We start from the raw sequence: 11,904 nt of genomic DNA, 5'->3' as shown, positions 1-11,904 counted from the left end.
TAGATATCATGGCTTCAATTTGGGTATATCCGGGACAAGGTACGCAACGAAGCAATATGTTGCACGACTTACCTCAAACCGCACTGGTTAAAGAATACCTTGAGCGTGCATCGGATGCACTCAAAGAAGATGTCTTGATGTTAGATAGTCCGGCTGCCTTGCAATCGACACGTGCAGTACAGCTTTGTTTACTGATTTCAGGTGTGGTGAGTTCAGCTTTATTAACAGCGGAAAACTTAATACCAGATTATGTTGCGGGTTTGTCGGTTGGTGCATGGTCGGCTGCAGTTGTAGCAGGAGTTCTAAACTATGAAGATGCTATTCGTTTTGTTGCCTATCGAGGTGAACTCATGCAAAACGCCTATCCGGTTGGCTATGGTATGACCGCCTTGATTGGTGCAGATCGTTCAGTAGTAGAAGTATGGGTGAAACAAGTTTATGAAATAACGCCAGAGGTGTTTGTCGCAAATATTAATGCAAATAACCAGATCGTTATTTCAGGAAGTTTTGAAGCCATGAACCAAGTTGCTATTTTGGCAAAGCAACAAGGTGTGGTGGCAAAAAAATTAGATGTATCGGTGCCATCGCACTGTGAATTATTAAGTCAGCAAGCAAAGCAACTTGCAGCGTCTATGGAGGGAGTCACTTTAAATCAACCTAAAATACGTTATTTAAGTGGTACAACGGCTCGTACGCTTGGCAGACCAGAACAGATTGGTGATGACTTGGCTTTTAATATGAGTCGAACTGTAGATTGGGAAAGTACCATCCAAGCTGCATGGGAGCGAGGTGTAAGGTTGCAGATAGAAGCTTTACCGGGAACGGTACTGACTACACTTGCACGTCGAACGTTTAAAGAAGGAACTGTATTGTCATTTCAGGGAACACGTTTAGACAGCATTCAATTAGCAATGCAAAACGAAAATAATGCTTCTTTGTAATTACAATATAAATTAAAAATTGAGTAATAACCCAAGGATATGAGGGATTTACAATGATTATTTATGGAACAGCAATATTAGCGATCTGTCATTTATTAGGTGACTATCTTGGCAATACCCTAGGAATGCTATTAGGCGTTAAAGCGAATGTCGGTGGAGTCGCTATTTCGATGATTCTGTTGATTTTATTTAAAGAATTATTGGCAAAAAAAGGTTACTTACCTCAAGTCACACAATTTGGCGTTTTGTATTGGTCAGGTATGTATATTCCGATCGTAGTTGCGATGTCAGCAGGTCAAAATGTCGTTGCAGCTTTGTCGGGTGGCATGTTAGGGCTAATTGTCTCTATTGCATCGTTAATTGGTACGGTTTTAGTCATCCGTTATTTAAATAGAATTAGTGGCGACTATGAAACTTATGAATGGACGATAGAAACCAAAGAAAAAATAGCCTAAGCAAACATAAACTACAAAAAGTTCAATCAAAAAGGAATTAAATGATGGACGCTATAATTGCTGTGTTATCAAAAAATGCATTAGTTACTGCTCTTGCCGTAACAGGTTTAATGATGTTTGTTTCCCATTTACTCTCAAAATATTTGACGAAAGGAAAACTACAAAGCTCTGCAATCGCGATTACTTTAGGTTTGGTTGTTGCTTACTTTGCCGGAGTTTATACGCAGGGAACCAAAGGTGTTTCGGACATCGCTATTTTTTCTGGTTTTGCGCTGTTGGGCGGAGCCATGATTCGTGATTTAGCGATTGCTTCAACTGCATTTGAAGTTGATGTGAAAGAAGTGAAGAAAGCAGGCAAAATTGGTCTAATTGCATTAATGCTTGGTTGTGTTGTGCCTTTTGCAATTGGGGTTATGGTTGCATGGGTTATGGGCTATCGAGATCCCATTTCGATGACGACGATTGGTGCAGGTGCAATGACTTATATTGTTGGTCCAATTACAGGAACCGCAATTGGCGCAAGCTCTGATGTGATCGCACTTTCTATTGCAATTGGTTTAATCAAGTCAGTTTTCTTTATGGTCGGTACACCGCTACTTGCGAAATTTATGTATCTAAAAAGTCCACGCTCTGCCATGGTGTTTGGCGGTTTGGCAGGAACAACCAGTGGTACGGCTGCTGGATTGGCAGGTACAGATGTACGATTGGTACCTTATGGTGCTTTAGTTGCAACCTTCTATACAGGACTTGGCTGTTTACTTGGGCCTTCTGTATTTTTCTTAACGGTTAATGCAATTTTTAGATAAAGTTTGGAAAATTGCACAACGGCAACTCATTATTCTTTAATAAGTTGCCGATATTTATTTTCTAAAATTAGTGGCGAACATTCGACATTCAGCAATCAGAGCAAGTAAGTTAGGGTCTCGTTCTTTACTTTTTAAGAAAACCAGACCGATTTCTTGTTGCATATGATATTGCTGTTTTAGTGGAATAAGTTTGACCGAACTTTCATAAACCGCAGAAATACGGCCGGGTAGTAGAGCAAAACCAACACCTGAGCTGACCATACTAATTAAGGTAAAAATATCATTGACCTGTAAAGCAACTTTAGGCGAAAAACCAGCTTTTTTAAAAATGATGTCGCTATCGTTATGAGTGGCAAAACCCTTAGTTAAAGTTAAAAAAGTTTCTTCTTTTAAAAGGCTTAAATCAATATCTTTAAACTCGGCATATTTAGAATCTTTATTGACTGCCAAAAAAATATCGTCTGAAAACATTGGCAAAATTTCAAAGTCATCATCTTGGGTGGTTTCATTTAAAGCCACGATAATCGCATCAAGCTCTGTCGCTTTAAGCTTTTTCACCAAATCCTGATTTGAACTGAGTAGGAGTTGAATATCAAGCTCACTACGTCTGAGTTTAAGACCGCTAATTACATTTGGAATGGTGTTTACAGTCAGAGAATAAAGCGACCCTAAATGTAAAACTTTGGCTGCAAAACCAGCGGCTTCTCTGGTTTTATTTACGGTGATAAAAATGTCTTGTACGATTTTTTGTGCACGTTCTTCAAATACATAAGCACTTTTTAAAGGAATGAGGTTACGGCCTTCATTTTTAAAAAGAGGACAACGTAAAGCACTTTCTAAAGAGTGTAGTGCTTTATGAACGCTGACATTACTCAGCTGCATTTCTGTGGCTGTTTTAGACAAATTACCACAGCGCATAAAAGCTAAAAAAATCTGTATCTTTTTAAGGGTGAGTTCTTCATCAATTTCCATATTAATCCTTTGAACCTGCTTCCCTAAAACCAATAGATTTGAGCTATAAAGTTAACACAAAATAAAGACTATAAAATTGTGCTTAGGTCGAAGCATTTTCTTTAGAGACTTGCTTCAACTCTTTGTTGAATGGTTTTAATCACTTGATCTAATGCGCTTTGAATTTTAGTGTTCCATTCAAAAGAACAGTTAATTCTCAAATAATGCTGCTGTGCGGGTAAAACACTAAACAAAGGGCTTGGTGCAATGCCAATATCTTGCTGAATCAACTCTTCATAAACTTGCATACTGTCTAGCGTACTAGGAAGTTTGACCCATAGAAAATAGCCACTTGGGTAGTAATACACTTCGCAAGAGTTAGGTAAATGCTGCTTTAAATAGTGATAAAACTGCTTTTTATAACGCTCAAGTGAAAGCCTAAGCGTGCGTAAGTGTTTTTCATAATGATGGTGAGACAAGAATTCAACCAGCGCATTTTGAATGAGTGCATTGACTGAAATGGTACTCATAAGCTGCAAGTGTTGAATATGGTCTGAAAACTTACCCGCATAGACCCAACCGACCCGAAAACCAGCACCTAATGTTTTAGAAAAAGAAGAGCAGTGCAGTACCAGATTTTGTTGATCAAAATACTTCATTGAAAGTGGTTTTTGGCCGCCATAAAAAAGCTCTTCATACACATCATCTTCAATCAAATAAATTTGGTGTTCGTGAAGCAACTTGGCAATTTTATATTTAATGTCATCACTAACTGTAAAACCAATCGGATTATGGGCATTCAGCATGAGCCAACACACCTTGATTGGATATGTTTGAATGACCTGTTCAAAAGCCTCTAGGTCAAAACCATGTTGCGGATGTTCAGGAATGGTAATCACTTTAAGTCCTAAACGCTCGGCAGCTTGCCAAGCACCATAAAACACGGTTTGCTGTAATAAAATATAATCACCGGGTTGAGCAACTGCTTGTAGCGAAAGGTTCAGTGCATCTAAACCTCCAGATGTAATGACAATGTCATCAGGGTCAGTTTGTATGCCTTGCATACAGTAGCGCTGAGCAATCAGTTTTCTTAAGGCTAAATTACCAGGGGGTAAACTGGTTGTCTGGTCATAACTTTGTCTTTGACGGGCAAGCTGTCCCATAATTTGAATGAGTTTGGGTGCTGTTAAAAGCTGACTGTCTGGAAAAGCTGAACCAAAAGGTACGGCAGACTCATGTTGAATTGACTTAAGATATTTAAAAACTAATGAGTTAATTTCAATTTTAGAATTCAGTGAAACAACTGAATATTGCTCGAGTGGCTTTAGTGCAATTTGCTCGGCAACAAAGTATCCAGATTTTTCTTTTGAATAGATCAGACCTTGTGATTCAAGCTCCTGATAAGCATTCATTACGGTCATTAAACTAAAGCCAGAGCGTTGTACCTGATCTCTCAATGAAGGTAATTTTTCATGTGCATTTAAAGTGCCGCTCTCAATGAGTTGGCGAATGCTATGAGCGAGTTGTTCTGATTTATACATGTATGAGCTGCACGAAATAAAAAAAGATGCACTGAATCAATAATAAATGCCGTTTGCAGAATCTACAAACGGCATTTGTTTAGAAAGTTGGAATTACTTTAAGTAAGGGGCGGCATAAATCAATATCACTTTAAACAAACCAGCAATCACAGCTAAGGCTAAAAAACCACCGAGCCATAGCAGAATAAACCATTGGGTTTGATTGAGTTTAACGGATGACTTTTTCATAAACCCTCCATACTTAATGATAGCCTTCATCACCTACACGGACTTTGTCTCTAAATACCCAGTAAGAAACAATGGTGTAAGCAATAATAATTGGAATCAGAATAAGTGCGCCGACCAAAGCAAACATCTGGCTTGAATGCGGTGCTGCTGCTTGCCAGATTGTGACTGATGGCGGAATAATATAAGGCCATAAACTAATCACAAAGCCAGTAAATGCAAGGAAAACGAGGGCTAATGTATATGCAAATGGTTTAAGGTCATGATCCTGTTTTTTACACGCCGATAAAATCAGGCCAACAAACAACAAGACCAAAATAGGCACAGGGCTAAAATAAAACAGGTTTGGTAAAGAGAACCAACGATCTGCAATTTCAGGATGAGTCAACGGCGTATATAAACTCACGCCCCCAAAAATAATGAGCAGTGCAATAATCAGTTTTGGCATAAGCTCATACATGCGTTGCTGTAAGCCTTTTTCAGTTTTTAAAATCAGCCATCCACAGCCTAAAGTGGCATACATGGCAACTACGCCAATACCTGTAAAGATCGTAAACGGGGAAAGCCAATCAAAAGACCCACCAGCAAAAATACCATTTTCGGTTTTAATCCCTTGGATATAGGCACCCAGAATAATCCCTTGTAGGAAGCTGGTTAAAACTGAACCCCAAATAAAAGCCAAGTCCCAAAGGTGTTTGGTGCGATGAGCTTTAAAGCGGAATTCAAACGCCACGCCACGGAAAATCAGGGCAATCACCATGAAAATGATCGGTAAATATAGCGCTGATAAAACTGTTGAATAGACCAGTGGAAATGCTGCATATAGACCAGCACCACCGAGAACCATCCAAGTTTCGTTACCATCCCAGACAGGGGCCACGGTATTCATCATCACGTCACGTTCTTGGCTGTCCTTAATGAATGGGAACATAATCCCGATTCCTAAGTCGAAGCCGTCCATGACCACATAAATCATGACACCTAAACCGATAATACCGACCCATATTAAAGAAAGATCAATCATGACGGTTCTCCCCAGAGTTTTGTTTGCTGTCAATATTTTCATCGACTGCACTAAGTGGACGCATTGGTGTTTTAAAGTGTCCTACGCCACCAGTTTCAACACTTGGTGTATCAATAAATGATGGGCCTTTATTAATCAGTTTTAAGGTGTAGTAAATACCGCTACCAAAAACGATGGTATAGACCACCACAAAAATAAAGAGACTTAGTCCGACTTGATCTGCAGAAACTGTATGGGAAAGCCCATCTTTGGTTCGCATAATGCCGTATACAACCCACGGTTGACGTCCAACCTCAGTGGTTACCCAGCCTGCAAGCATGGCGACATAACCAGAAGGTCCCATCACCAATGCAAATTTATGGAACCAAGACGTTTCATAAAGTTTTCCACGCTTACGTAACCAAAGTGCAATTAAAGACATAGTGACCATGAGTACGCCAAGACCCACCATCACACGGAAGCTCCAGAAAACAATCGTTGAATTTGGGCGGTCTTCAGGTGCGAAATCTTTTAAGCCTGTCACTTGGCCATCTAAGCTATGCGTTAAAATTAAACTACCCAAATAAGGAACACCCACTTCGAAGTGGTTACGTTCTTCTTTCATATCGGGAATGGCAAATAACAATAAAGGCATCGGCTCATTGTGATTGGTTTCCCAGTGACCTTCCATTGCTGCAAGTTTGGCTGGTTGATGTTCACGGGTGTTTAAACCGTGATTATCACCAATTACGACTTGTAAACACGAAGTCACAAGTACCATCCAAAGACCCATCGAGAACGATTTTTTCACTAATTCATCACGACGGCCTTTTACTAAATGCCATGCAGATGTTCCGACGACCAATAATGATGAAACCAAGAAGGCGGCTGCACCCATGTGGGCAAAGCGGTAAGGAAAGGACGGGTTAAAGACAATAGCAAACCAGTCTTTTGGCACAATAATGCCATTTTCGATGGCAAAGCCTTGAGGGGTTTGCATCCAGCTATTAGAAGATAAAATCCAGAACATGGAAATACATGTTCCGATGGCAACCATAAGCGTTGCAAAGAAATGGGCTCGAGGACCAACACGCCCCCAGCCAAATAACATAATGCCTAAGAAGCCTGCTTCTAAGAAGAAGGCACTCAAGACCTCATAGGTCAGTAAAGGACCAGTAATACTTCCGGCGACACGTGAAAATTCACTCCAGTTGGTACCGAACTGGTAACTCATGACCACGCCCGAGACCACACCCATACCAAAGGCAACGGCAAAGATCTTAATCCAGTATTTAAATAGATCTTTATAAATCGGGTTTTGGGTTCTTAACCATTTCCACTCTAACACTGCTAAAAAGCAGGCAAGACCGATGGAAGTGGCCGGAAAAATAATATGGAAGGATACTGTAAAAGCAAATTGTATTCGCGCTAATTCTAGAGCGGTTAGACCGAGGCTCATAAACTTTCCCCCTGTGAACTAGCTGATGATGGTTGAATGAGTTAAATACTTATTTTCAGGCAACAAAGTATTTTGACGATTAAACTTGCTTCTGTGATAAATGTTCTTAGCAAGTAAAATGCCAACAGGGTAAAGCAATATAATTGCTTGATATTTCAAGAGAATAGACTGATTGATTGTTCTCAATCTGTTAACAAAGTTTATGTTTGATGTTGCATTTGTAAAAAAGCATGTTGCATTGAAACATTGATGAAATATCTGGCGATATGCAATAGATCGTCTCATGAAAACTACCTACCTTAAGAAGTTTCCTTAATCATGCACTTACTCTTTTTGTATATGTAGATACAGAAATTTTTTATAAAACTATAACAGTCTGGAGCTGTCATGAGGTGTGCTATAGTTTTTTTTCAATTATCTGTAGCTATGTATCCATTCTTCAAAAGTTCAAAATAAATGAACAAGATTTACGAATGGCCAAAATCACTTTCCAAAACAAAGTGAATGCGACTTTGGGTAATAGGCGCAGAATAGTTTCTTCTCTTTTATTCCTTTGTTGTTTTGCGTGAGGTCTGGTTGTTACGTAGGTTATTAAAGACCTGATTTAAGTGTAGCTCTTCTAAAATAGCTTGGATGTTAAAAAATGTTTATTACTTCTCAACTCAATGTCCTGCATAAAATTATTAAAAATCAGCCTATTCCTGCATCTATATTGGCTCAGTTAGAGCAAACCTACGTTAATTTTGAAGCTACTTTATTAAGAGCGAAAGTACTCAGAGACTTTTCTAAATCTGAAACTGTATATTTAATCCAATCTCATATTGAGCCACAGCAAAGTAGCGTGGCCTATCTATTTTCACCTTTTATTTTTGCAAACTTAAACAAGCCTGCCATTTATACGACACCTGCGACTGCACCTGTACTTTCTATTCTCAATAAATATTATCAAGCAGATAAAAAGGTGCTATTTAAGGTAGATGAAGTTTTAGAAAGTCTAAAAATTTATATTGATTTGGAACTTGCAGAGCTTAATGAAGTTGAGTTTATTTATTTAAGCTTAATCAAAGCTCTGTGTCGAAGTGACCTTTCTACAGTTTTTTTAATTACAAGTTTAGACATAGATATTGAGCATTTAGAAGCTCTTGAGCAATTTCTAAAGGTCAAAATTTATTGGATTAAAACGACAAAAGATAAGGACTTAAAAAACCTTAATAGCTTAGAAATGCGGAAATTATTATTCAAAAATAAAGATGAAACCTATGTACAGCTATGTGCACAATTTGCTCAGATGAATGCGAAGCTTGTGGGACTGTGCGACACTTTCACGACGCATCAAATGACTCATTTAATTGATGATATGTTCTATTCAGAGCATATTTTCGAAAAACTATCTGTCTATTCAGAATATATGCAAACCTTATTGCAAAGTCAGCATAGTCTTAACAAGAAAGAGATCGCTTAGCGTTGGCAGGCTTTTGTTGTACGTTATATAAAGTTTGAATACTGTTATAAAAAAATAATCGTTTTCATGTGAAATAAATATTTTATGGTAAAAGCAAAGCAATATTGGTTTTACTTACATGACAAATTTAAATTTTGAGCATCATCTCGGTTCACTAACGCATGCGGCACTTAGTCAGGCCAAAATTATTTCTCGGGTGTGGGGTGAAGGGCCTTCAGAACGTTATGATGAATTGGCACAACATTTCAGACCGACTTTTGCTCGTATTAAAGAAGGGGCTTTAATTCGTGAGCAACAGCATATTTTGCCCTATGAACAACTTCAGTGGCTCAAAGATATTGGTTTTACACGGTTAAGACTTCCCAAAGCTCATGGGGGCTTTGATGCCACTATTCCTGAATTATTTGCATTGCTCATTGAACTTGCAGAGGCTGATTCAAACTTACCGCAAGCTTTGCGTGTGCACTTTGGTTTCACTGAAGATGTGTTGGTGAGTAAAGATAAAGCGTTTCAGCAGCGTTGGCTTAGCCGAATTGCCAATGGGGAAACAGTAGGCAGTGCCTGGTCTGAAGGCGGGAAAGAATCAATTGATCAGTTCGAAACTCATTTATATCGAGACAGTGACGGTAAAATTCGCGTTAAAGGTAAAAAATATTACACCACAGGCAGTCTATATGCAGACTGGGTTGACGTTGGTGTAACAGATTTAAATGGTGAATCTGGTTCTATCGTTGTCCGCCGTGAAGATGAAGGCGTCGAAATTGTTGATGACTGGAATGGCTTTGGCCAGCAACTCACCGCAAGCGGTACAGCATATTTCCATGATGTATTGGTCGATGAAACTGAAATTTTACCTGACGATGACCGTTTTAAATATTCAGCGGCTTACTATCAACTGGTTCAACTGGCAATCATTACAGGTCTAGGGCGTGCTGCAACCTATGATGTTTCTCAAGCTGTTGCTAAACGTACCCGAAACTACACGCATGCAAATGCCCAATTTGTAAAACAGGATCCGCAAATTTTACAAGTCGTAGGCCAAATCCGTGGTGCAGCTTACAGTGCAGGGGCGATTGTTGAAAAAGTCGCACAAAGCTTACAGCGTGCTTACTTGGCAGCATTTCAAAATAATGAGCAACTTGAAGAGGAGCAAAATGCGCTTGCCGAACTTGAAAGTGCGCAGTCTCAAACGGTCATTACCGATCTAATTTTAAATGCGTCTACAATTTTATTTGATGCTTTAGGTGCTTCTGCAACAGACAAAGATTTAGGCCTAGATCGATACTGGCGTAATGTACGAACTTTATCTTCACATAACCCGAGAGTATTTAAAAATCGAATTATCGGTGATTTTAGTGTAAACGGCACATTACCTCCGTATCAATGGCGAATAGGGAATGTTGCTAAACAATAAATTATAGTTTTAGATATTAAGCTGCTATTTTTAGTGGCTTAATATTATTTATGTTTTTTAGAAATAAATTATTAAAACCTATTAGAATAAAATCATATTTTGTTTGGGGTTTATATTATAAAGAAAACATAAAAATTGCTTTAGTATAAAAATAAATAAAATGCTGGCGAATATTTTATGACTAAGAAAATTAGTTTTAATGCTTTTGAAATGAATTGTATTGCCCATCAATCTCCTGGATTATGGCGACATCCTCAAGACCGATCTGTTGAATATAAAGATTTAGAATATTGGACAGATTTAGCACAAATTCTTGAGCGTGGTTTTTTTGACGGTATTTTTATTGCAGATGTGCTCGGTATTTATGACGTTTATCATCAAAGCGCTGAGCATGCCTTAACAGGAGCGGTACAAGTTCCGGTCAATGATCCTCTGCAGATTGTGCCAGCGATGGCAGCAGTCACAAAGCACTTGGGTTTTGGTGTAACCACATCTATTTCCTTTGAACATCCTTATCCTTTTGCTAGACGTATTAGCACGCTGGATCATTTAACCAAAGGGCGAGTTGGTTGGAATATCGTGACTTCTTATTTGGAAAGTGGCTCGAAAAACTTAGGATTAAAAACTCAGGTTAATCATGACAATCGTTATGATATTGCTGATGAATATTTAGAAGTCCTTTACAAACTTTGGGAAGGTTCTTGGGAAGAAGGTTCGGTACTTCGTGACCGTGAAAGCGGTATCTTTGCTGACCATAAAAAAGTGCATCCAATTCAGCACGAAGGTAAATACTTTACTGTGCCGGGTATCCATATTTGTGAACCATCACCGCAGCGAACACCAGTACTTTACCAAGCAGGTGCATCATCACGCGGGCAGAAGTTTGCCAGCCAAAATGCCGAATGTGTATTCATTGCAGCGCCGTCTAAAATTGCCACTAAAAAAGTGGTACAGGGTATTCGCCAAAAATTGGCTCAAGAAGGCCGTGACCCGTACTCAGTTAAAATTTATGCGCTTTTGTCAATTGTCACTGATGAAACCGATGCAACAGCTCAGGCTAAATTTAAGGAATATCAAAGCTATGGAAGCTATGATGGCGCTTTAACCTTGCTATCTGGCTGGTCTGGTGTTGATTTTTCACAATATCAACCCACTGACAAAGTTGAATATATTCAAACCAACGCGATTCAATCTTTACTGGATTCTTATGTAAATGCAGATCCAGAGCGTGTTTGGACTATTGAGGAAATTGCAAACTGGAACAGCTTAGGTGGTAATGGACCAGTACTAGTGGGTTCGGCAGAAACAGTTTCGGATGCTTTACAGCAATGGGTTGAAGATACCGATATTGATGGCTTTAACCTTGCCTACATTTTGGCGCATCAAACCTTTGCCGATGTAGTCGAGTTTATTGTACCAGAGTTGCAAAAACGTGGTGTATATCAAACCTCATATACACAAGGAACATTAAGAGAAAAACTATTTGGCGCTGGGCCATATTTGCCTGAAAATCACCGTGGTGCAAAATATCGTAATCTAAAGGAATTAAAACTTGCTGAGGCGAGTTAATATTTTGGAAAACCTTTAAATAAATAGCTGGTTAAATACCAGCTTTTATTTTGTCTTTTTATATCGGTTTTACTGCTG

Annotated in this window: 11 protein-coding genes; 6 read left to right on the top strand and 5 right to left on the bottom strand. The window is 38.9% G+C overall.

The features are described 5' to 3' along the window. Window positions 1-8: 8 nt before the first annotated feature. From mdcH to madM, 3 genes are read left to right on the top strand one after another with little or no spacing between them, the layout of a single operon-like run. On the top strand, window positions 9-941 hold the full coding sequence (gene mdcH / locus HUN22_RS04475; protein WP_174726678.1) for a malonate decarboxylase subunit epsilon: 933 nt from the start codon (window positions 9-11) through the stop codon (window positions 939-941). Window positions 942-994: 53 nt separating this feature from the next. Beyond that, window positions 995-1,396, top strand: a complete 402-nt coding sequence (gene madL, locus HUN22_RS04470; RefSeq protein WP_174726677.1) for a malonate transporter subunit MadL — start codon at window positions 995-997, stop codon at window positions 1,394-1,396. A 44-nt stretch (window positions 1,397-1,440) separates the two neighbouring features. Beyond that, window positions 1,441-2,202, top strand: a complete 762-nt coding sequence (gene madM / locus HUN22_RS04465; protein WP_174726676.1) for a malonate transporter subunit MadM — start codon at window positions 1,441-1,443, stop codon at window positions 2,200-2,202. Between the two features lie 54 nt (window positions 2,203-2,256). Here madM and HUN22_RS04460 read toward each other — a convergent pair whose 3' ends face one another. From HUN22_RS04460 to HUN22_RS04440, 5 genes are all read right to left on the bottom strand, one after another. Then, window positions 2,257-3,174 (bottom strand): LysR family transcriptional regulator, encoded by a 918-nt coding sequence (locus tag HUN22_RS04460; protein ID WP_174726675.1) that lies wholly within the window; start codon window positions 3,172-3,174, stop codon window positions 2,257-2,259. A gap of 101 nt (window positions 3,175-3,275) precedes the next feature. Continuing rightward, a complete protein-coding gene (locus HUN22_RS04455; protein ID WP_174726674.1) occupies window positions 3,276-4,694 on the bottom strand; it encodes a PLP-dependent aminotransferase family protein in 1,419 nt (472 codons plus the stop codon). A gap of 93 nt (window positions 4,695-4,787) precedes the next feature. Next, window positions 4,788-4,922, bottom strand: coding sequence for a hypothetical protein (locus HUN22_RS04450; RefSeq protein WP_000749813.1), 135 nt, complete (start codon window positions 4,920-4,922; stop codon window positions 4,788-4,790). A gap of 13 nt (window positions 4,923-4,935) precedes the next feature. Then, window positions 4,936-5,943, bottom strand: a complete 1,008-nt coding sequence (gene cydB, locus HUN22_RS04445; RefSeq protein ID WP_174726673.1) for a cytochrome d ubiquinol oxidase subunit II — start codon at window positions 5,941-5,943, stop codon at window positions 4,936-4,938. Then, on the bottom strand, window positions 5,936-7,381 hold the full coding sequence (locus HUN22_RS04440; RefSeq protein ID WP_174726672.1) for a cytochrome ubiquinol oxidase subunit I: 1,446 nt from the start codon (window positions 7,379-7,381) through the stop codon (window positions 5,936-5,938). Before HUN22_RS04440 ends, cydB begins: the two co-directional genes overlap by 8 nt. A 643-nt stretch (window positions 7,382-8,024) precedes the next feature. Between HUN22_RS04440 and HUN22_RS04435 the strand changes: the two genes are divergently transcribed. The 3 genes from HUN22_RS04435 to HUN22_RS04425 all read left to right on the top strand — a co-directional run bounded on the left by HUN22_RS04435 (window position 8,025) and on the right by HUN22_RS04425 (window position 11,826). Next, window positions 8,025-8,843, top strand: a complete 819-nt coding sequence (locus HUN22_RS04435) for a hypothetical protein (protein WP_174726671.1) — start codon at window positions 8,025-8,027, stop codon at window positions 8,841-8,843. Window positions 8,844-8,961: 118 nt separating this feature from the next. Next, on the top strand, window positions 8,962-10,257 hold the full coding sequence (locus HUN22_RS04430) for an acyl-CoA dehydrogenase family protein (RefSeq protein ID WP_174726670.1): 1,296 nt from the start codon (window positions 8,962-8,964) through the stop codon (window positions 10,255-10,257). Window positions 10,258-10,434: 177 nt separating this feature from the next. Next, entirely contained in the window at window positions 10,435-11,826 is a 1,392-nt protein-coding gene (locus HUN22_RS04425) for an LLM class flavin-dependent oxidoreductase (protein WP_174726669.1), read from the top strand. The last annotated feature ends 78 nt before the right edge of the window (window positions 11,827-11,904 follow it).

This window comes from Acinetobacter lactucae (genome assembly GCF_013344765.1).
GTDB classification, from domain to species: Bacteria; Pseudomonadota; Gammaproteobacteria; order Pseudomonadales; family Moraxellaceae; genus Acinetobacter; species Acinetobacter lactucae_A.
The sequence above is the reverse complement of the archived record's forward strand: the minus strand, read 5'-3'. Positions and strand labels throughout refer to the sequence as shown.

Coding starts and splice junctions, on each gene's coding strand:
- madL (WP_174726677.1), top strand. CDS start 995: ATGATTATTTATGGAACAGCAATATTAGCGATCTGTCATTTATTAGGT.
- HUN22_RS04460 (WP_174726675.1), bottom strand. CDS start 3,174: ATGGAAATTGATGAAGAACTCACCCTTAAAAAGATACAGATTTTTTTA.
- HUN22_RS04455 (WP_174726674.1), bottom strand. CDS start 4,694: ATGTATAAATCAGAACAACTCGCTCATAGCATTCGCCAACTCATTGAG.
- HUN22_RS04425 (WP_174726669.1), top strand. CDS start 10,435: ATGACTAAGAAAATTAGTTTTAATGCTTTTGAAATGAATTGTATTGCC.
- HUN22_RS04450 (WP_000749813.1), bottom strand. CDS start 4,922: ATGAAAAAGTCATCCGTTAAACTCAATCAAACCCAATGGTTTATTCTG.
- cydB (WP_174726673.1), bottom strand. CDS start 5,943: ATGATTGATCTTTCTTTAATATGGGTCGGTATTATCGGTTTAGGTGTC.
- HUN22_RS04430 (WP_174726670.1), top strand. CDS start 8,962: ATGACAAATTTAAATTTTGAGCATCATCTCGGTTCACTAACGCATGCG.
- HUN22_RS04440 (WP_174726672.1), bottom strand. CDS start 7,381: ATGAGCCTCGGTCTAACCGCTCTAGAATTAGCGCGAATACAATTTGCT.
- mdcH (WP_174726678.1), top strand. CDS start 9: ATGGCTTCAATTTGGGTATATCCGGGACAAGGTACGCAACGAAGCAAT.
- HUN22_RS04435 (WP_174726671.1), top strand. CDS start 8,025: ATGTTTATTACTTCTCAACTCAATGTCCTGCATAAAATTATTAAAAAT.
- madM (WP_174726676.1), top strand. CDS start 1,441: ATGGACGCTATAATTGCTGTGTTATCAAAAAATGCATTAGTTACTGCT.